Genomic DNA, 20,572 nt, shown 5'->3' on the forward strand with positions numbered 1-20,572 from the left:
TTATGTACAAGTTCTCAAACAAAAGGGGCGGGAGAGCAAGCCCTCCCGCCCGTGCATTCTGCTGATGGGGTCAGAAAAAACCCGCATGAAGCAGTACGTGCCGCGATCAGTCGCCGTAGACGTCGAAGGGGAAGTACTTGGCGTTGATTTCCTGATACTTGCCATTGGCGCGGATTGCCGCGACCGCTGCCGTGAACTTGTCGGCAAGCGCCGTGTCGCCCTTGCGAACGGCCACGCCTGCGCCTTCGCCATTGATGACCGGGTCGATCGGCAGCGTGCCGAGCAGCTTGCAGCAGGCGCCATCCTCGGACTTCAGCCATTCGGAAAGCACGACCACGTCGTCGATCACGGCGTCGATGCGGCCGTTGGCGATGTCGAGCTTGTACTCGTCAGCCGTCGGATAGAGCTTGACCTCGGAATCCTTCATATGCGCTTCGGCATAGTTGGAATGGGTCGTCGAACCCTGGGCGCCGAGCAGCTTGCCGGCGAGCGCTTCCGGGGTGGCTTCCGTGATCTCGCTATCCTTCGGCACGACGATGGCCGGCGGCGTGTTGTAGTACTTCTTGGAGAAGTCGACCTGCTGCTTGCGCTCTTCGGTGATCGACATGGAGGCGATGATCGCGTCGAACTTCTTGGCGATGAGTGCCGGAATGATGCCGTCCCAGTCCTGCGTCACGAAGGTGCATTCGGCCTTCATTTCCTCGCACATCGCCTTGGCGATATCGATGTCGAAGCCGGTCAGCGTGCCGTCGGATTCGAGGTTGTTGAAGGGCGGGTAGGCGCCTTCCGTTCCGATCACGATCTTCTCGCCTTCAGCCATCGCGGAGGAGGCGAAGAGGGCGATGACCGCAGCCGAAGCTGCAAGCGTGAAACGTTTGGAAATACGCATTTTGATCCTCTCTATTATAGGCTCTCGGGTTCTTCTTGTTGTCCGGGCCTTGATGTGAAGCGGGCAGGGCTGCCCGCTTGGGTCGGATAATCGACCAATTTTCGCCAAAAAATCAACTGGTTTTCCGCCGTCTTTCCGCCCGGTTTCCCCGACAATTTCACGGCCCCTCCACTGGCCGGGCCGGCGGCGCGACCTATCTCCTGCGTCAACCGAAGCCGTTCAGGCAGGGTTAAGGCGCCGATGGCTAGGCCTTTGGAAGACCATGACGGGTTCACCCACCGGCCGAAAGAGCCGGATGCACCCCTCTCGATGCAACAGACGGGACACCGTGAGGACAGAAAAATGAGTTTCCGCTCCAGACTATTCGCAACCGTGGCACTGCCGGTGCTGTCGAGCGCGCTGATCGCTACGCCGACGCTCGCCGATGCGCTGATGAAGCCGTTCGAGGTTGCGCAGGAGAGCACTGACCAGGGCCAGCCGAGCGAGGAAGAACTGCTGCAGCAACAGCAGGATAGCCAGCCCGCGGCGGAAGAGGAACAGCAGGGCCAGGCCGAGGAACAGAAGGCTGCCGAAGAGGCCGAGCGCGCCGCCGCCGAGCAGAAGGCTGCCGAAGAGGAAGCCCAGCGCGCCGCTGCGGACGAGCAGAAGGCCGCCGAGGAGGTGGAGCGCGCCGCTGCCGAACAGAAGGCTGCCGAGGAAGAAGCGCAGCGCGCCGCTGCGGAACAACAGCAGGCCGCCGAAGAGGCCGAAAAGGCTGCTTCCGAGCAGAAGGCTGCGGAAGACGAAGCACAGCGTGCCGCCGCGGAAGAGCAGCAACGCCAAGCCGAAGAGCAGAAAGCCGCTGAAGAGGCCCAGCAGGCTGCTTCCGAACAGAAGGCCGCCGAGGACGAGGCCCAGCGCGCGGCTGAGGAGCAGCGCCAGGCGGAAGAACAGAAGGCCGCGGAAGAGCAGAAGCCGGCCGAGGACCAGCAGGCCGAGCAGCCGGTGGAACAGCCGGATGGCAGCGCTGCCGAAACGACGACGGGCGACGAGCAGCCGGCGACCACGACCGGCGAAAGCGAACAGCAGCCGACCACCGGCGAGGGCGAGCAGCCCGCGGTTGCCGGCGAGGAAACCCCGGCCGAGAGCGGTACGGAGCAGCCGGCAACGGCCGAGACCGGCGAAACGCCCGCCACCGAGCCGGTGCCGGAGGTGGTCGACACGCTGACGGAAGAACAGAAGCAGGAGATCGCCGAAGATCCGGGCAAGAGCGACGACACCGTCGTACTGCCGGTTGAGAACGGTGCCGCCGTGCTCGACAGCGACAAGGACGCCGACAATTCCGGTGGCCAGAAGAGCCGCGACCAGCGCCGCAAGCAGCGCGAGGAACTGCGCGCCCAGGAAGAAGAGGTCCCGGTTCCCGATTCGGACGATTCCGCCCAGACGGCGATTTCCGAAGAGGTTCGCGAGGCCGTCTCGGGCAAGATCGAGGCCGGCAACAGGGAAGAGGGCAGGCGTGTCAAGCGCGCGCCGGACTTCGAGGTGCCGGAGACGACCAACATCATCAACAACACCGTGATCAACAATACGGTCATCAACAACAACACGACGATCGACAACAGCGTCACGCAGGTCAACGTCATCGAGCGCGTCGAGAACCGCACGGTGCTGGAGGTCGGCGACCAGCTGATCGTGCGCGGCGACGACCGGCCGCGCCTCCGCCGCGATTCGGAGGAGGTCTATTACGACAACCTCGCCCGCGGCCGCGTGCGCGAGACGATCGTGCGCCCCGGCGGCGTGCAGATCGTGACGATCTACAATCGTTACGGCGATATCATCCAGCGCTCGCGCGTCGGCCGGGACGGGCGGGAATATATCCTCGTCTATGCGCCGGAGCTGGAGGACGATTCGCCGCGTCCGGGCCTCGTCGATGTCGGCTACGAGCTGCCGCCGATGCGCCTGCGCATTCCGGTCAGCGACTATATCATCGACACGTCGAGCAATCCGGACCGTGACTATTACGAGTTCCTGTCCGAGCCGCCGGTCGAGCGCGTCGAGCGCGTCTACACGATCGACGAGGTGAAGCACTCGGCCCGCCTGCGCGACAAGGTCCGCCGTATCGACCTCGACACGATCACCTTCGCCACGGCGAGCGCGGAAGTGCCGATGTCCCAGGCCCGCACGCTGCGCAGCGTCGCCGACGCGATGCAGAAGGTGCTCGACAAGGATCCGGGCGAGACCTTCCTGATCGAGGGCCATACCGACGCGGTGGGTTCGGACAAGTCGAACCTCGTGCTCTCCGACGAGCGTGCCGAATCGGTCGCGAGCCTCTTGACGGACGTTTACGGCATTCCGCCGGAAAATCTCCAGACGCAGGGTTATGGCGAGCGGTTCCTGAAGGTGAAGACGAGCATTGCCGAGCAGCAGAACCGCCGCGTCACCATCCGCCGGGTGACGACACTGGTGCGCCCGATGGCGCGGGCGAACTGATCGCGCTTTCAAGCGTTCTAACATGGCCGCCGGTATATTGCCGGCGGCCATGTCGCATTCAGCGCGGATTCATCTGCGATGATTTAGCGTCTTTTTGAACAGTGGCGGCTTGCATTGAAACACAAAATCGCCCCAAACCCTGAAGCAAGTGCGTCAAACGCTGGCAAACGAGGAAACGCCAATGGCTAAGAGAACAACACTTCTGGCGACGGTGGCCCTGCCCATCTTTTCGCTGGTCTGGCAGCCGGTCGAAGCGGCCATGGTGCGGCCGGTGCTGCCGCAAGTCGAAAAATCCGACGTGACGACGGTGCAGAGCGAAGAAGAGGAAATCATTCGCAAGAAGCGCAATCGCGAGGAGCAGGGCGGCGGCCAGAACAAGCGCGAACGCAACCGCGAGGCTGAACAACAGCAGGACAATCGCCAGGAGCGCCGCAAGAAGCAGCGTGAGGCCGAGGGCGACCAGCAGCAGCAGGAAAACCGCCAGGAGCGCCGCAAGAAGCAGCGCGAAGCTGAAGGTGACCAGCAGCAGCAGGAGAACCGCCAGGAACGCCGCAAGAAGCAGCGCGAAGCTGAAGGCGACCTGCAGCAGCAGGAAAACCGCCAGGAGCGTCGCAAGAAGCAGCGTGAGGCTGAAGGCGACCTGCAGCAGCAGGAGAACCGCCAGGAGCGCCGCAAGAAGCAGCGCGAGGCCGAGGCGGACCAGCAGCAGCAGGAAAATCGCCAGGAACGCCGCAAGAAGCAGCGTGAAGCCGAAGCGGATCAGCAGCAGCAGGAGCAAAACCAAAACCAGGGAACCTGGCGCGCTGAGGACCGCAAGGATCAGCGTCAACGGGAAGCCGATCGCCAAAAGCAGGAAAACACGCAGAAGACCCGTGAAGAGCGGCGTCAGAAACAGCGTGATGCCGAGGCGGATCAGAAGCGTCAGGATGCGGACCAGCAGCGTGCCCGCGAGGAACGCCGCAAGAAGCAGCGCGAGGCGGAAGCCAACCAGAAGCAGGACGACCAGAAGGCGCGCCAGGAACGCCGCGAAAAGCAGCGCGAGGCCGAGCGGGAAGGCAAGCGTCCGGACGAGACGGCCGGCCGTCCGCGCCGCGAGCGCGACAAGGACCGCGAGCGCATCGCGCGCGACCCGTCCGGCACGACGGACACGATCGAGCTGCCGTTCACCGACGGTGCCGCCGTGCTCGACAGTGACAAGGACTGGGACAACCGCCGCGACCGCTCGCGCGACGAGCTGCGTCGCGAGCGCAAGGAAAAGCGCCGTGACGTGCGCGTGCGCGTTCCCGAATCCGACCGCGATGCGCAGGTCGGCTGGGAAGGCGACCGGGTTCGCTACGAATCGGGTGACCGCGAGCGCGGCGAGCGCCGTGACCGCCGTCCGCGCTACGACGACCGGGACGGCTGGCGCGTCGAGCGCGAAATCGATGATCGCACCGTGATCAATTTCGACGGCGGCATCATCGTGCGATCCGACGACGGGCGCCGCCTGTCGCGCCGCGCCACGGAGACCTATTACGAGGATCTGCCGAACGGCCGCACCCGTGAGGTCATCGTGCGGCCGAACGGCGACCGCGTCGTCACCATCCGCAACCGCTACGGCGACATCATCCAGCGCTCGCGCATCGATGGCGGTGGCCGCGAATATGTCATGTACTACGCCCCGGAAATCGACCGCGACAGCCGGCCGACCTTCGTCGATCCCGGCGAACGCCTGCCGCCGATGCGCCTGACGATCCCGGTCGATGAATATATCATCGACACGTCGGCGGAAGACGACACGGACTATCGTGCCTTCCTCGATCGCCCGCCGGTGGAGCCGGTCGAGCGCGTCTACTCGCTCGATGAGGTGAAATATTCCGCCCGTATCCGCGACAAGGTGCGCCGTATCGACCTCGATACGATCACCTTTGCGACCGGCTCGGCGGATATTTCGATGAACCAGGCCTCGACGCTGAAGCGGGTGGCGGACGCGATGAACGAGATCCTTGACAAGGATCCGGGCGAGACCTTCCTGATCGAGGGCCATACGGATGCCGTCGGTTCGGATGAATCGAACCTCGTGCTTTCCGACGAACGCGCCGAGGCCGTCGCCAACATCCTGACCGACGTCTACGACATCGCGCCGGAGAACCTGGCGACGCAGGGCTACGGCGAGCGCTTCCTGAAGATCGACACCGATGCTTCGGAACAGCTCAACCGCCGCGTCACCATCCGCCGCGTCACGCCGCTGGTGAAGCCGGTGGCGATGGCCGAATAATCGGCGTTAGCCGATGAGATGAAGAAGGCCGCGGGAGAAATTCCGCGGCCTTCTTATTTGGTGCGGAAAGTTTTTCTGGCGCCGGCTGTCGGCTCGGGCATTCTTCCGGCGTCCTTTGGAAACCGTGAGAAGCAGGAGAACCGCGATGATGAAACTCTATGGATTTGGCCCGACGCGTTCGCTTCGCGCCCTGTGGGCACTTCAGACGCTGGATGCCGAATTCGAATTCGTACCCGTCAACGTCATGGCTGGCGAAAACTACCAGCCTGATTTCCTGCGCCTCAATCCGGCCGGGAAAATCCCGGTCCTGGTGGATGGCGATCTCGTCCTGACGGAATCCGCGGCGATCGTCTTCTATCTCGCCGAGAAGTACGGCGCCAAGGGCCTGATGCCGGCCGACCTGAAGGAGCGGGCGCAGGCCTATCGCTGGGCTTTGTTCGCCGTCACCGAGCTGGAGCAGCCGGTGTGGCGTATCACCAAGCACACGATGTTGTATGATGAGGACAAGCGCCTGCCCGGCGATATCGCGCTCGCCCGGGAAGAGTTTACGGCCATGGCGAAGGTGCTGGAGCGCCACATGGAGGGGCGCACGTTCATCGTCGGCGACCGGATGAGCGTCGCCGATTGCGTGACCGCCTATGTGCTCGACTGGGCCAATGAATGCGAGCTTCTGGACGGTTGTCCCGGTCTCCAGGCCTATCTTGAGCGGATGTATGCGCGTCCCGAGGCGCCGCAGCGCATCGCCAAAGCCTTCGCGGACGTTCAGTCTGCCGCCTGACGGCGGTTCGCTTCAGACAGTTGAGGGGCTTGCGAGGCCGGTTACTGCCACCACGAAATCGGCGATGCTTTTGGTGTCGTCGAGATCGAAGACGGGCAGCGTGGTGTCGTTGACCGGGTGATCGGCGGCGATGGCTGCGATATGCGGGTCTTCCGGTGCAAGCGGGATGCTGTTGGCAGCTTCCAGCCGGCGGGCCTCGATTTTCGGGATCGGCTCGCGCTTGTAGCCTTCGATCAGCACGAGGTCGCAGGGGGCGAGGCGGGCGAGGATTTCTTCGAAACTCGGTTCCGGCGCGCCGCGCAACTCATGCATGATGGCATAGCGCGTGCCGGAGACGATGGTCACCTCATGCGCCCCGGCCTGGCGGTGGCGGTAGCTGTCGGCGCCGACCTTGTCGATGTCGAAATCGTGGTGGGCGTGTTTGATCGTCGAGACGAGGTAGCCGCGGGCGACGAGTTCCGTCACCAGCCGCACGGCAAGCCCGGTCTTGCCGGAATTCTTCCATCCGGCAATGCCGAAGATTTTTGGACGCGTCATCGCTCCAGCACCCAGAGCCAGTTTTCCGCCTCGTCGAGATCGTCCGGCGTGTTGATGTTGAAGAACGGGTCGAACTCGCCGCGCGGCGTCTCGATCAACGGGAAGGTGATGTCGCGCGCCTGGTGGCGTTCGAGGTAGCTGCGCACCCGCAACGCCCCGCCGCCGGCAAGCCATTCCGAGAGGTCGGTGGCGAGTGTCACCGGCCATAGCGCGAAGACGGGATGCAGGCCGCTGACCGAGCGGGCGACGGCCATGCGCTCCGGCGTATCGACGACGCGGGCGAGCCGGGCGACGAGGTCGGTCGGGAAGAACGGGCTGTCCGTGGGCACCGTGGCGACGTGGCTCGCTTGCGGGTGGTGGCGCTTGGCATAGTCGAGGGCGGCGAGCACGCCGCCGAGCGGGCCGGCGCGCGCGGCGTCGAGATCGGCAAAGACCGGCAGTTCCTCGCCGCGTTCGAACAGCACGGGGCCATTGGCGTTGACGGCGACGGTGGAGACCTGCGGGCGCAGCCGCCGGGCGGCGCGATCGATGAGCGCGGCGCCGCCGAGACGGATGCGCGCCTTGTCCTGCCCCATGCGGGAGGAAAGCCCGCCGGCGAGGATCACGCCCAATATCGCTTGTGCCGGTGCCATCTCGCTCCCATCGGCAGGTTGGTTCCCATCCGATCTAGTCGGTGCGGCTCTGGCTCGCAACCCTGTCAGGGCGATTCCGGCTTCGACTCCTGTGCGACGGCCGGCACCTGGCGGCGGTTCTCGCGATAGAAGGTGTAGAGGCCGGAGGCGACGATGATAGCCACGCCCACTGTCATCCAGATATCCGGTATCTCGCCGAAGAACAGGAAGCCGATGGCGATCGCCCAGATGAGGCTCGTATAGCGAAAGGGGGCGATGAAGGAGATTTCGCCGGTGCGCATGGCAAGGATGATGGCCTGGTAGCCGACGAGCAGCAGCACGCTGGCAATCGCTAGCCGGCTAAGCACATCGCCCGACATCGGCTGCCAGCCGCCCATCGGCACGATCAGCGCCCCGCCGACGACCGTGATCGAGGTTGCGGTGATGACGCTGATGAAGAGGGTGGAAACGTTCGGGTCGATGCGGCGGGTTGCGAGATCGCGCGCGGCAGCGCCGACGACCGAGGCGATGACATAGACCGCCGCCATCGAAAACCCTTCCGGGCCGGGTCGGATGACGATGAGCACGCCGGCAAAACCGGCGATGATGGCCAGCCAGCGCCGCCAGCCGACCTGTTCGCCGAGGAAGAGCGCGGCGCCGAGGGTGACGGCGAGCGGCAGCGCCTGGAGGATCGAGGCGGTGTTGGCGAGCGGCATGGCGCCGAGCGCGGAAATATAGGCGAGCGAGGCGAGGATTTCGGCGACGAGCCGCAGCAGGAGCGCCGGCTGCAGCATGACACGCCAGGAGCCGAGCGCGCCCATCCACCAGCCGATGGCGACGACGAGCACGGTCGTCATCAGCCCGCGCACGAACATGATCTGTCCGACATTCATGGCATCGGTGACGGATTTGACCAGTGCGTCGTTGCAGGTGAAGCCGGCCATGGCGACCACCATGAAGAGGGCGCCCTTGGCATTTGCGGTGGAGTTCATGCGGGTGATTCCAGGCGATTGTCTCTCCCTCATAGGCACATTGTCGGCCGGGTGCCATCACTAGATCCACTGGAACAAACGGGATGGTTGCCGAAGGAAGCGGCGAATGAGCGTGTTTTGGGCAGGAAACGATGACGATTTCGGCGCAACAGCTTGAATTTCTGCTGCTTTGGCGAAGCATTTCATTAAGCTTCCCCACCTATCGTTGCGTCATCCCAATGAACGATCGCATGATGCGACGGGTGAGGGCAGGCCGCCTGGTGGAAGATCGGCCGAATGCCCCGACATGAAGTGCCGGCCGCGCTCCCGATGGTGAGCCGAGCGGCCCCTTCGGCTTTGACAGACACCCGACGGGATCTTGGTCGTCATAAAAACGTCGGGGAACCCATGTCCTTCATTGACCGCCTGCTCCAGCAGCGCCGCATCGTTACAAAGGTGCTGCTGTTCGTCATTCCTCTCGTCGCGCTGATCGCCGGTATCGGCCTTGTCGGTTATTTCACCGCGAGCACGCTGAACGGCCACATGACGGTCACCCGCGAGACGATCAACAGCCTGTCGCATTTCCAGAACCTGCGCAGCGGATTGCAGGATTTCGTCGACAAGCCCGCCCAGGAGACGCGCGACGCGCTCTCCGCGCGGATCGACGAGCAGGATGCCGGCATCCACGATCTCGACGCGCTGCTGCCCGATGCCGCCGAAAAGGCCAAGATCGCCTCCGTCGTGACGCTGGCCGGCACCATGCGCGCCCAGACCGAGACGCTCTGGGCGATCGACCAGGAGCGCAACGCCGTGACCGCGGAGCTCGAAGGCTCGCTTGCGGCGATGGCCAAGGACGGCGCCTTTGCCGAAAAGCAGATCGGCGTCATCCGCAGCGAATCGGGCGAGAAGGAAGCCTTCGCCAAGGCGCTGCTGTTCGATGCTGCCGCCTATCAGGGCCTTGCCGAACGCATCGGCAAGTTCCGCAAGCCCGTCGCGCTGGCGATGAAGCCGGAGGACAAGGTGAAGGCGGCCGAGACCTACCTGCCGCAGCTCCTCAAGCAACTTGCCGAATCCAAGGCGATCGCCTCGCCGAAGGCGCTGGAACAGATCAAGGTCTTTGAGGTGGAAGTCGCCGCGGTACAGGCAATCCTTGCAGGCACCGACGACGCCGAGGCCAAGAAGGCGAAGTTTGTGCCGGTGCTGTCCAAGCTCGCGAAGTTCGATGCCGATTTCCTGAAGGAAGCCGGCAAGAACTCCGACACCGCCGCCAAGCGCTTCGTCGGCATGGATGCGGAGATCGTGCTGCTCAAGACGTTGATTACGCTGATGGGCGATACCTTCAAGGGCATCGACGAAACCCGCCTGCATATCAGCGAACTGCACCGCAAGCTCGACCAGCCGAGCCGCGACGCCGTGCTTGCGGACGTGAAGGCAGTGGCCGCGAGTGCCGCTGAACTCGCAAAGCTCGGCACGAAGAATGCGGCGCTGCGCGATCTCTCCGACAAGCTCGCGCCCTCGCTCGTCAAGATCGAGAAGGGCACGCAGGATCTCATTTCTGTCGGCGAGAAGTGGCAGGCTGCGCGTGTCGCCGCCTCCGCTTCCGTGGCGGATTCCAGCCAGACGCTCGAACAGTTCGTGTCGAGCGCGCAGGAGGCCGGCAAGAAGGACAGCCAGCGCTCGGCCAATGTCTCGATCATCGCGATGGTCGCCGGCACGCTGCTCGCCATCATCGGCGGCCTGATGCTCGTCGAAACGTTGCGTGGACCGCTGCGGCGCGTCAACGAAGCCATGTCGCGGCTGGCGAGCGGCGATCTCGACATCAGCATCGATGGCCGCAACCGCGGCGACGAGATCGGGGACATGGTGCGCTCGGTCGCCGTCTTCCGCGATGCCGCGCGCGAAAACGTGCGCCTCGAACAGGAAGCGGAAACCCAGCGCCAGCTGACGGCCGAGGAGCAGGCGCGCCGCGCCAGCGAGCAGGCCCGTATCGAAGCCGACCAGACAGAGGCGCTCACTGCCCTGTCCGACGTGCTCGGCCAGCTTGCCGCCGGCAATCTCGAAGAGAGCATGACGGAGGCGCTTGCCGCCGAATATGTCGCGATGGCCCGCACCTACAACAATGCCGTCGAGGCGCTGCGCGTCACGCTGTCGGACGTTCGTGCGACGACGGTCGAGATCAACGGCGGCACCAGCAACCTTGCCACCTCTGCCGACGACCTTGCACGCCGCACCGAGCAGCAGGCGGCAGCGCTTGAGGAAAGCTCGCGGGCATTGCGCCAGCTGACCGAAATCGTCCGCTCCACCGCCGAAAGCGCACAGAAGACGGCGGTTTCGGTCGACGAAACGCACAGCTATGCCAAGCGCTCCGGCGAAGTCGTGTCCAAGGCGGTCGACGCCATGGACCAGATCAAGAAATCCTCGGAGAAGATCAGCACGATCATCGGCGTGATCGATGAGATCGCCTTCCAGACCAACCTGCTCGCGCTGAATGCCGGGGTGGAAGCGGCGCGCGCCGGCGAGGCCGGCCGCGGCTTCGCGGTCGTCGCGCAGGAAGTGCGCGAGCTTGCCCAGCGTTGCGCGGGTGCGGCCCGCGAGATCAAGGGCCTGATCTCCGACAGCTCGGCGCAGGTCAGGAACGGGGTCTCGCTCGTCACCGAGACCGGCGAGGCGCTGACTGTTATCAACGAGCACATCTCGTCGATCCACACGCTGGTCGGCAAGATCGAGGCCGCCGCCGCGGCACAGTACGAGGGCATTAACGAGGTGAATCAAGCGGTGCACCAGGTCGAGCTCATCACGCAGCAGAACGCGGCGATGGTGGAGGAAAACACCGCGGAAATCCACGGCCTGCGCCGCCGCGTCGAAAACCTCAACGAGAAGATCGACCACTTCAAGACACGCGATCTCGATACCCGGGATGGTTTCGGGCGTCAGCATTACGCGGCCTGAGCATCGGCTTAGCTGGAATTGAAAAGGCCGGGCGAAAGCCCGGCCTTTTTCGTTTGTTAACAACGCGACCTCGCCCCCGACGTCATCCTCGGCCCTGAGCCGAGGATCCAGCGGCGTGCTCGGAGCATGGATGGTCGGGTCGGGCCCGACCATGACGGAGGAGGGCACGGCATTTTGTCTGTTATTCGACGGCAAGCGGGTCGCCTATTTGCCGGCTTCGTAGACGACGTAGCTCTCCGGCGCTGCCGGGTCCTGTTCGCCATAGGTCGGGTCGACTTCGAAGCGGGTCAGCACGAAGTCGCCGTTGATGAAGGTCCAGGTGCCGCTGTCCCAGGCATCGCCGATGCCGCGCCAGGCGGTGTGGCTGGTGATGGTGCGTTTTTCCGCGTCGTAGGTCGCGTTCACCAGCAGGCCCGTGGCGCGGAAGCCGCGCACTTTCGGGTCGGCCTTGAGCTTGCCCATCTCGTCGTCGGTATAGGCATAGTCGAGATCGGGCGTGGCGAAGGCGACGAGTTTTGGAGATTCCGTGTCGCTCACCTTCAGCACGAAGGCGTGGCGGATATTGTAGGCGCCGGAGCCGCAGAACAACTGGTAGAGCTCCGCCTGGATTTCCGGATCAGCCGCCGACTGGTAGCTGGCGCGATAGGAGAAGCGGTAGACGGAATGGCCGAAGCCTTCGCCGTCCGGCGCGGCCATCGGCACTTCCGTCATGCCGTTCATGTCGCAATCCGTGCCGAAGGCGGCCTTCACGACGGCTTCCGCGGCGGTGAGACCTTCCGGGCGTTCGGCGGCGAAGGTCATGGACGGAAGGGCGGCGCAGAGGAGGGCGGCCAGAAGGGTTTTCACCGAAACCTCGCTGTTGGGCAGCGCTCAGCCGCCGGTGACGCTCATGTGGCGGGCGACGGCCGGGCGGTTGCGGCGGTCGATGATGAAATCATGGCCCTTCGGCTTGCGGCCGATCGCCTCGTCGATCGCCTGCGAGAGCAGGGCGTCATCCTCGGAGGCGCGCAGCGGCAGGCGCAGGTCGGCCGCATCGTTCTGGCCGAGGCACATATAGAGCGTGCCCGTGCAGGTGAGGCGCACCCGATTGCAGCTTTCGCAGAAATTATGCGTCATCGGCGTGATGAAGCCGAGGCGGCCACCGGTCTCGGCGACGGTGACGTAACGCGCCGGCCCGCCGGTGCGGTAGGCGTTTTCGGTGAGCGTGAACTCCTCTGCGAGCCGTTCGCGCATTTCGGACAGCGGCAGGTAGCGGTCGGTGCGGTCTTCCTCGATCTCGCCCATCGGCATGGTTTCGATGAGGGTGAGGTCCATGCCGCGGCCATGCGCCCAGCGCATCAGCTCGGGGATCTCGCGGTCGTTGAAATCCTTGAGCGCGACGGCGTTGATCTTGATCTTCAGGCCGGCAGCCTGTGCCGCGTCGATGCCGTCCATGACCTTCGAAAGTTCGCCCCAGCGGGTGATCGCCTTGAATTTCTGCGGATCGAGCGTATCGAGCGATACATTGATGCGGCGCACGCCGCAATCGGCAAGCTCGGCCGCGTGTTTGGCGAGCTGGGAGCCGTTGGTGGTCAGCGTCAGTTCGTCGAGGCGGCCGTCCTGCACCTGGTGGCCGAGTTCGCGCACGAGATGCATGATGTTCTTGCGCACCAGCGGCTCGCCGCCGGTCAGCCGCAGCTTGCGCACGCCCTTGGCGATGAAGGCGGAACAGAGCCGGGTGAGCTCTTCCAGCGTCAGCAGGTCCTTCTTCGGCAGGAAGGTCATGTTTTCCGCCATGCAATAGGTACAGCGGAAATCGCAGCGATCCGTCACCGAGACACGCAGATAGGTGATCGCCCGCCCGAAGGGGTCGATCATCGGTGCGTCGGACTGCGCGATGCGGCCCGCGCCATCCCATGGTCCTGCAAACGAATTCAAAACACAGCCTCCGTTCCCGGATATGTCGTGCGCGCGGGGCGCACCGTCAAGCCGGTGCGGCGATTATGACAGCATTTTCCGCCTTGCACATCCCCGGCTTGCGGCATAGTCCTTCGCGCAAAGGCGATGGAAAGGGAATGGCATGAGCGATCTGTGGCCGACGGAACTGCGGGTCTCCAAGGACCGCCAGCGCCTCGTCGTGACGTTCAACGACAATCAGAGTTTCGACCTCTCGGCGGAGCTTTTGCGCGTGCTCTCGCCGTCTGCAGAAGTGCAGGGCCACGGGCCGGGCCAGAAGGTGACGGTGCCGGGCAAGCGCAACGTGGCGATCATCTCCATGATCCCGACCGGCAATTATGCCGTGCGCATCGGCTTCGACGACCTTCACGATACTGGTATCTTCACGTGGTCCTATCTGCGCGAACTCGGGGAAAAGGGCGCGGAGCTCTTCGCCGACTACGAACGCGACCTTGCGGAGAAAGGCATGAGCCGCGATATGTCGGAGAAACCGCGGTAACATTTCGGACTGCCTCCAAGAAGGTAGCGTCCACCGACAACCAACGGGAGATGCCCTTTTGGCAGAAGCGAATGCAAATGATCTCACCCAGGTCGTCGTCCTCTTGGCGGCGGGCGTGGCGGCGGTGCCGGTCTTCAAGAAGATCGGGCTCGGCTCCGTGCTCGGCTATCTGGCGGCGGGGCTGGCGATCGGTCCTTTCGGGCTCGGTTTCTTCGCCGATCCGCAGGCGATCATCCATGTCGCCGAACTCGGCGTGGTGATGTTCCTCTTCATCATCGGCCTCGAAATGCAGCCTTCGCGGCTCTGGGGCATGCGCAAGGACATTTTCGGGCTCGGCGCCATCCAGGTGATGGGCGCCATGGCGGCGCTGGCCTGCATCGGGCTTTCCTTCGGTTTCCCGCTCATTCCCTCCTTCGTCGCCGGCACCGGCTTCGTCCTGACCTCGACCGCCATCGTCATGCAGATGCTGCAGGAGCGCGGCACCATGTCGACGCTGAAGGGCCAGCGCATCATCGCGATCCTGCTCTTCGAGGACCTCGCCATCGTGCCGCTGCTCGCCATCGTCGTGCTGCTCGGCACGGGCGGGGCGGCCACGGATACCTCCGACCGCTGGCTTTCGGTCGGCATCGCCATCGGCGCCATCGTGGCGCTGGTGCTGGCGGGGCGCTACCTGCTCAATCCGCTGTTTCGCGTGCTGGCGGCGTCCGGTGCGCGCGAGGTGATGACGGCCGCAGCCCTTCTCGTGGTGCTCGGCTCGGCGCTCGCCATGCAGGTCTCCGGGCTGTCGATGGCGATGGGCGCCTTCCTCGCCGGCGTGCTGCTCTCCGAATCGTCCTTCCGCCACCAGCTCGAAGCCGATATCGAGCCGTTCCGCGGCATCCTGCTCGGCCTGTTCTTCCTCGGCGTCGGCATGGCGATCGACCTTTCGGTCATCGCGGCCAACTGGCAGCTCGTGGTGGCAAGCGTCGTCGGCTACATGATCGCCAAGATCCTGATCATCTATCTCGTCGCCCGCGTGCTCGGCACCTGCCACGCCGAAAGCCTGGAACGCGCCGTGCTGATGGCGCAGGGCGGCGAATTCGCCTTCGTGCTCTATGCGGCCGCCGTGTCCGCCGGCATTTTCGACGGCGAGGACAATGCGATCCTGACGGCGACCATCATCATCTCGATGGTGCTGACGCCGCTGATGGTCATCCTGCACGACCGCGTCGTGCCGAAGCAGCAGCCCTCCACCGAGGGGCTGACGCTGCCGGAGAATGTCGAGGGCACGGTGCTGATGATCGGTTTCGGCCGCTTCGGCCAGATCGTCAGCCAGCCGCTGCTTGCCCGCGGCTATACGCTCTCGCTGATCGACAAGGACGCGGAATTCGTGCGCGATGCCGCGGAGTTCGGCTTCAAGGTCTATTACGGCGACGGCTCGCGCATCGACATCCTGCATGCCGCGGGTGCGGCGACCGCCAAGGCGATCCTCATCTGCGTCGACGACAAGGAAGCAGCGGTGAAGATCGCGCAGATCGTGCACGAGGAGTTTCCGCTGGTGCCGCTTCTGGCGCGCGCCTACGACCGCGGCCACGCGATCGACCTCATCCATGCCGGCGTCGACTACCAGATCCGCGAGACCTTCGAATCTGCCACGGTCTTCAGCCGCGAGACGCTGAAGGTGCTCGGCGAGGACGAGGATCTGGCCATCGAAGTGGTCGAGGAATTCCGCGATGTCGACCGCGAGCGCCTGGCGCTCGAAACCGTCGGCGGCATCTATGCCGGCCGCCAGCTCGTGCGCGGCAATGCGCAGCCGGCCGATCTCGTTGCGGCGCGCACCGCCCGCGAGCGCGCGGCAGCGGAAGAGGAGCGCGAGCGCCGCGAAAGGGAACAGCAGGAAGAGGCCGGCTGACCGCGGATCGGGCTTGCCTTCGCGCGCCGGGTGGTTTCCCATGGGGTCGACGCCGCCCGGCTCGACCACACTTGGACATCACACTTGGAGAAGGACCCGCCCGCATGACGGCGACGAACGACGAACGCTTCGCCCATTCCGCCTTTCTGCGTGCCCGGGGAACAGCACAGGAAGGCAAGGTCGGCTTCGCTGAACTCTTCTTCGACCTCGTCTTCGTGCTGACCATCATCCAGCTTTCCCATTCGCTGGCGGGGCATTATTCGGCGCTCGGCCTCGTCGAAGCGGCGATGCTGACGCTCGCGGTCTGGTGGGTGTGGATCTACACCACCTGGGCGACCAACTGGCTCGATCCCGACAAGGCGCCGGTGCGCATCCTGCTCTTCGTGCTGATGTTCCTCGGCCTGATGCTGTCGGTCGCCATTCCGGTCGCCTTTAGCACCGGCGGCCTGCTCTTCGCGCTCACCTATGTCGCCATGCAGGTCGGCCGCTCGGCCTTCACCGCCTATGTGATGCGGCGCGACTGGCCGGAAAACAGCCGCAACTTCATCCGCATCACCGCCTGGTCGGCCTTTGCCGCCGTGTTCTGGATCGCCGGCGCCTTCGTCGAGGAGGAGGCGCGGCTGGCGCTCTGGCTGCTGGCGCTCGTCATCGAATACAGCGCGCCGGCGCTCGGCTTCGTCACGCCCGGCATCGGGCGATCGTCGGTCAGCGACTGGCAGGTCTCCGGCGAGCATATTTCGGAGCGCTGCGCACTCTTCGTCATCATCTGCCTCGGTGAGACGATCCTCGTTACCGGCCGCACGGTCGCCGGCATGGAGCTGCTCGACGGCTTCACCATCCTCCTGCTCGCCACCGCCTTCTTCTCGACCGCCACCATGTGGTGGATCTACTTCCGCTTCGGCCATGGCGAGGCGGCGCACCTGATCGAGCATTCGGCGACGCCCGGTCGCGTCGCCCGGCTTGCCTTCACCTATGCTCATATCCCGATCGTCGGCGGCATCATCCTGTCGGCCGTGGCGGAGGAATTCGCGCTCGCCCATCCGCATGGGCACGTCGATTTCAAGACCGCGAGCGCCATCCTCGGCGGTCCGATCGTCTTCCTCTCGGGCAATACCTGGTTCAAGCGGGCGGTGCGCGGACGGGCGCCGCTATCGCATCTCGCCGGCATCGGCGCGCTTCTCGCGCTCGCTGCTGCCGTGCCCTTCGTCGAGCCCTACCAGCTCTTCATGGCGGCGTCCGCAGTGCTGTTCGGCGTGGCGCTCTGGGAGTTCCAGTCACTGAAGTCGACGCGGGCGGATGCGGTCGCCAAGGTCTAGATCGGATCGACATTTAGGTTGAACTGAGCCGCAGTCCCCGCGACCGCCGCGGAGGTTGACCTGCCTTTCGCTGGTTCCGGCCGATGGCAGCCGTCCGCGCCGTCACAGAGGACGACATCGACGCCAGCCCGTCGCTGCGCTGCCATCCGGTATCCCGTTACAAAAGCTGCAAACACGACCGCCATTGGCCGTATTGACATATCGGTAAATCTCGATATTATCAGGCTATGGAATTGCTTGAAATATTCAAAGCCCTCTCAAACCGGACCCGCCTTGAAATCTTGAAAGGTTTGAAGGACCCCGCGAAGAACTTCCCTCCGCAGGATGAAGGCGACGTTCTAACGGTAGGGGTCTGCGTCAGTAGCATTCAAGAAGGCGTGGGACTGTCGCAGTCGACGGTGTCTGATTATCTGGCAACCCTGCAACGAGCAGGCTTGGTGGAAGTCAGGCGCATCGGCCAGTGGACCTACTACAAGCGGAACGAAGCCACCATCAGTGCTCTTGCCGAGATCATCGGGAAGGAACTGTGATTTTTTGCCTCAGAATATCGGGAATTCTCCATATTCCTTTTTACCGAAACGAGGATGTGCAATGAAAGCGATGACACTCAAATCATTTGGACGCCCGGATTCGTTCGCGCTTAGCGACGTGCCCAAGCCAGTGCCGCGTGCCGGACAGGTGTTGGTCCAGGTACATGCAACCTCCATCAATCCGTTGGATTACCAAGTCCGACGTGGCGATTATCGCGATTTGGTGCCACTGCCGGCTATTACCGGACACGACGTATCTGGCGTTGTCGAAGCGGTCGGGCCGGGTGTGACGGCCTTCTCGCCAGGAGACGAAGTTTGGTACACCCCGCAAATATTTGACGGGCCAGGAAGTTATGCCGAGTACCACGTTGCTGCCGAAAGCATTATCGGGAAGAAGCCTCCCTCGCTGAGCCACCTTGAGGCCGCAAGCTTGACCCTGGTTGGCGGTACGGTGTGGGAAGCACTTGTCGTGCGTGCGGGGCTGCGAGTGGGGGAAAGCATTCTGGTACATGGCGGCGCGGGAGGGGTCGGTCATGTGGCGATTCAAATCGCAAAGGCCATGGGAGCAAGAGTGTTCACCACCGTGCGTGAAGCAAACTTTGAGTTTGCACATAGTCTGGGTGCCGATGTGGTCATCGACTACCAAAAGGAAGATTATGTCGACGCCGTCCTGCGGGAAACGAGTGGCCGCGGAATCGATGTCGTGTTCGACACCATCGGCGGTAACACATTGTCGCGCAGCCCCGACGCGCTCGCACAACTTGGCCGCGTTGTCACGATCGTGGACATTGCACAGCCACAAAACGTCGTTCAGGCCTGGGGCAAGAACGCGAGTTATCACTTCGTTTTCACGAGACAAAACCGCGGCAAGCTCGATGAGTTGAGCGCTTTGATAGAGCGCGGTCAGTTGCGGCCACACGTCGGCGCCGTCTACTCGCTTGCCGACATTCCACTCGCCCATGCCCGGCTGGAGACCCCTAACAACGGTGTTCGAGGGAAAATCGCGATAGCAGTCGGGCCTTCGGCTCATCTCGCAAGTGCGGGCTTTTAACCGTTGAACTCACTTTATGGGAACGCCATGATTTATGAAATCGCTCAACTCCCCGTCCACAGAGCGCAAATTGAAACGTTCAGAGCCGCATTTGCCGAGGTCGCTCCGTTGCTCAGCCGCGCAGAGGGTTATTGCGGTCACGTTCTCGCACAGGGGATCGAAACACCCGAACTGTTCCACCTAATCGTGCGCTGGAAGTCCCTTGAGGATCACACGCCGGGCTTCGAAGCGAGTGAAGACCATCGGATGTTCATGATGGGCTTGCAGCGGTATTTTTCGGAAGAACCGACGGTCTATCATATCGAGGGGACAGCTTTTGCTACAGGCGAATATCTTGTTTAAAATCTTACACAGAGTACGTAGCGGAAGCTGGGGCAACGAAAACCTAGCAGAGTCCTGTCCAGCCTCGCCGATAAGGGTTCATCGCTCAAATGTCGATCCGGCCTAGGCGCCTTCGGCCACCTCGTCCGCATCCATCGTCTGGAGGATGCGGATGATGTCCTCCATCGATTCGGCGACCTGAAGGCAACGGTCTTCCGGGGTCTGCGACAGGATGCGGTCGATCAGGCCGGTCTGGATGATCATCGCCTGTTCGGTGAGGCTGCGGCCGGCCTGGGTCAGCGACAAGCGCAGCACGCGCTTGTCCTTGGCGTCGGCCTTGCGCAGGATGAGGTCGCGCTTTTCGAGTTGCGGCAGCAGCATGCTCATGTTCGAGCGGCCGACGAGCAGTTTTCGCGCCAGCTCCTGCTGGGAGATGCCGTCGAAACGGTAGAGGTTGACCAGGATATCGAGATGCGGCGGCTTGATGCCGAGATCGGCGATCGCCCTTGTCACCGCCTGCTGCATGAGCTGGCAGGCGCGCGCCACGCCGATCCAGCTGCGAAAGCGCGGATGATCCCAGGGGAAGGCTTGATTTTTGTTCATCGTTGTACTTTATTGTTCAGCATTGAACATTTTTTATGGATTCCCACTATGGCATCCTTTGGCTTGACGGTCATCCGGCTGGCGCTCCAGGGTGCTGCCGCCGTCTCTCCCACTGCTGCCGGCCGCGCGGCGTTCCGGCTGTTTGCGACGACGCCGGGCCGCCGGCCGCGCACGGCGAAGGAGAAGGAACTTTTCGCCCGCTCCGAGGGTTGGATGCGGCAGGCTGAGCGCGTGACGCTTGCCTTTGCCGGCGGCACTGCCGTCGCGCACCGCTTTGCCGCACGGCCTTGCCAGGCCTTTTCCGGCCGGGTGCTGGTGGTGCATGGCTGGGGCTCGCGCGCGGCCTATCTCTCGACGCTGACGGAGGCCCTGGTCGCCGCTGGCCACGAGGTCGTGGCGCTCGACCTGCCGGGCCACGGCGTCTCGCGCGGGCGCACGCTGACGCTGCCGATGGCGGTGCGGGCGATCGACGCGGCCTGGCAGCGTTTTGGCGGGTTCGATTATTTTTGCGGCCATTCTTTTGGCGGGGCGTCGCTTGCCTGCGCGGCGAGCGGCCTCGTGCCGTCGGTTCCCGCGCACCGGCCGCGCCGGCTGGTCACCATAGGCTCGCCCAGCGAAATGACGTGGCTGTTCAAGGATCTCGGCCGGTTCCTGAAGCTCGGGGCCAAGGCCCAGGTGGCGCTGGAAAGTCATGTGGAAAAGATTGCCGGCGCGCCGCTTTCGGCCTTCGACGCCGCGAACGGGGCGGGGCGGCTGAAGGTGCCGATGCTCGTTCTGCATGCGGAAGACGACAAGGAGGTGCCGGCGCTGCATGCCCGGCGCTACGCCGCTTCGGGGCCGAATGTCACGCTCGAATGGGCGAACGGCTTTGGTCATCGCCGCATCGTCTCCGCAGAGCCGGTGATCGACCGCATCGTGCGCTTCCTTGCCGAGGACGGACAACGCATCGCCGCCTGACGGCCTTT

Annotated in this window: 18 protein-coding genes; 11 read left to right on the forward strand and 7 right to left on the reverse strand. The window is 64.0% G+C overall.

All coding sequences use genetic code 11. The annotated features are described in order from the left end of the window. Window positions 1-106: 106 nt before the first annotated feature. Window positions 107-889, reverse strand: coding sequence for an ABC transporter substrate-binding protein (locus AC1RWL_RS12025; protein ID WP_256115592.1), 783 nt, complete (start codon window positions 887-889; stop codon window positions 107-109). A 342-nt stretch (window positions 890-1,231) separates the two neighbouring features. On the opposite strand from AC1RWL_RS12025, the gene AC1RWL_RS12030 reads away from it, so the two are divergent. The 3 genes from AC1RWL_RS12030 (at window position 1,232) to AC1RWL_RS12040 (ending at window position 6,393) form a co-directional block, all read left to right on the forward strand. Continuing rightward, the gene (locus tag AC1RWL_RS12030; protein ID WP_493094638.1) at window positions 1,232-3,358 is read left to right on the forward strand and encodes an OmpA family protein; all 2,127 of its coding nucleotides are present in this window, start codon (window positions 1,232-1,234) and stop codon (window positions 3,356-3,358) included. A gap of 181 nt (window positions 3,359-3,539) precedes the next feature. Beyond that, window positions 3,540-5,615, forward strand: a complete 2,076-nt coding sequence (locus AC1RWL_RS12035; RefSeq protein WP_493094637.1) for an OmpA family protein — start codon at window positions 3,540-3,542, stop codon at window positions 5,613-5,615. Window positions 5,616-5,760: 145 nt separating this feature from the next. Next, window positions 5,761-6,393 carry a glutathione S-transferase family protein gene (locus AC1RWL_RS12040; protein WP_492647105.1) on the forward strand — a complete coding sequence of 211 codons (633 nt, stop codon included), beginning with the start codon at window positions 5,761-5,763 and terminating at the stop codon, window positions 6,391-6,393. Window positions 6,394-6,405: 12 nt separating this feature from the next. On the opposite strand, the gene mobB is transcribed toward AC1RWL_RS12040, so the two are convergent. The 3 genes from mobB to AC1RWL_RS12055 form a co-directional block, all read right to left on the reverse strand. Beyond that, on the reverse strand, window positions 6,406-6,930 hold the full coding sequence (gene mobB, locus AC1RWL_RS12045) for a molybdopterin-guanine dinucleotide biosynthesis protein B (protein WP_493094636.1): 525 nt from the start codon (window positions 6,928-6,930) through the stop codon (window positions 6,406-6,408). After that, window positions 6,927-7,562, reverse strand: a complete 636-nt coding sequence (gene mobA / locus AC1RWL_RS12050; RefSeq protein ID WP_493094635.1) for a molybdenum cofactor guanylyltransferase MobA — start codon at window positions 7,560-7,562, stop codon at window positions 6,927-6,929. Before mobA ends, mobB begins: the two co-directional genes overlap by 4 nt. Window positions 7,563-7,627: 65 nt before the next feature. After that, a complete protein-coding gene (locus AC1RWL_RS12055; protein ID WP_493094634.1) occupies window positions 7,628-8,533 on the reverse strand; it encodes a DMT family transporter in 906 nt (301 codons plus the stop codon). Window positions 8,534-8,920: 387 nt separating this feature from the next. On the opposite strand from AC1RWL_RS12055, the gene AC1RWL_RS12060 reads away from it, so the two are divergent. Continuing rightward, window positions 8,921-11,461: a methyl-accepting chemotaxis protein gene (locus AC1RWL_RS12060; protein ID WP_493094633.1), complete on the forward strand. Its 2,541-nt coding sequence runs from the start codon at window positions 8,921-8,923 to the stop codon at window positions 11,459-11,461. A 204-nt stretch (window positions 11,462-11,665) separates the two neighbouring features. On the opposite strand, the gene AC1RWL_RS12065 is transcribed toward AC1RWL_RS12060, so the two are convergent. Beyond that, window positions 11,666-12,307 (reverse strand): DUF1176 domain-containing protein, encoded by a 642-nt coding sequence (locus AC1RWL_RS12065; protein ID WP_493094632.1) that lies wholly within the window; start codon window positions 12,305-12,307, stop codon window positions 11,666-11,668. Window positions 12,308-12,331: 24 nt separating this feature from the next. Beyond that, window positions 12,332-13,318: a GTP 3',8-cyclase MoaA gene (moaA, locus tag AC1RWL_RS12070; RefSeq protein ID WP_493094944.1), complete on the reverse strand. Its 987-nt coding sequence runs from the start codon at window positions 13,316-13,318 to the stop codon at window positions 12,332-12,334. A gap of 202 nt (window positions 13,319-13,520) precedes the next feature. On the opposite strand from moaA, the gene AC1RWL_RS12075 reads away from it, so the two are divergent. From AC1RWL_RS12075 to AC1RWL_RS12100, 6 genes are all read left to right on the forward strand, one after another. Next, the gene (locus AC1RWL_RS12075; RefSeq protein WP_256115603.1) at window positions 13,521-13,895 is read left to right on the forward strand and encodes a gamma-butyrobetaine hydroxylase family protein; all 375 of its coding nucleotides are present in this window, start codon (window positions 13,521-13,523) and stop codon (window positions 13,893-13,895) included. A 58-nt stretch (window positions 13,896-13,953) separates the two neighbouring features. After that, window positions 13,954-15,786, forward strand: a complete 1,833-nt coding sequence (locus AC1RWL_RS12080; RefSeq protein ID WP_493094631.1) for a monovalent cation:proton antiporter-2 (CPA2) family protein — start codon at window positions 13,954-13,956, stop codon at window positions 15,784-15,786. Window positions 15,787-15,890: 104 nt separating this feature from the next. Next, on the forward strand, window positions 15,891-17,102 hold the full coding sequence (locus AC1RWL_RS12085; RefSeq protein ID WP_493094630.1) for a low temperature requirement protein A: 1,212 nt from the start codon (window positions 15,891-15,893) through the stop codon (window positions 17,100-17,102). Window positions 17,103-17,329: 227 nt separating this feature from the next. Further along, the gene (locus tag AC1RWL_RS12090) at window positions 17,330-17,632 is read left to right on the forward strand and encodes an ArsR/SmtB family transcription factor (protein WP_066658179.1); all 303 of its coding nucleotides are present in this window, start codon (window positions 17,330-17,332) and stop codon (window positions 17,630-17,632) included. Between the two features lie 61 nt (window positions 17,633-17,693). Further along, window positions 17,694-18,683 (forward strand): zinc-dependent alcohol dehydrogenase family protein, encoded by a 990-nt coding sequence (locus AC1RWL_RS12095; protein WP_493094629.1) that lies wholly within the window; start codon window positions 17,694-17,696, stop codon window positions 18,681-18,683. Between the two features lie 27 nt (window positions 18,684-18,710). Beyond that, complete coding sequence (locus AC1RWL_RS12100) at window positions 18,711-19,025, forward strand: antibiotic biosynthesis monooxygenase family protein (RefSeq protein ID WP_493094628.1); 315 nt, start codon at window positions 18,711-18,713, stop codon at window positions 19,023-19,025. Window positions 19,026-19,127: 102 nt separating this feature from the next. On the opposite strand, the gene AC1RWL_RS12105 is transcribed toward AC1RWL_RS12100, so the two are convergent. Next, complete coding sequence (locus AC1RWL_RS12105; RefSeq protein ID WP_493094627.1) at window positions 19,128-19,607, reverse strand: MarR family winged helix-turn-helix transcriptional regulator; 480 nt, start codon at window positions 19,605-19,607, stop codon at window positions 19,128-19,130. 48 nt (window positions 19,608-19,655) lie between these two features. Here AC1RWL_RS12105 and AC1RWL_RS12110 point away from each other — a divergent pair, with 48 nt between their 5' ends. Further along, entirely contained in the window at window positions 19,656-20,564 is a 909-nt protein-coding gene (locus tag AC1RWL_RS12110) for an alpha/beta hydrolase (protein WP_493094626.1), read from the forward strand. Window positions 20,565-20,572 lie beyond the last annotated feature (8 nt).

The sequence above is a fragment of the Shinella sp. GW821-FHT10F02 genome, from assembly GCF_058809275.1.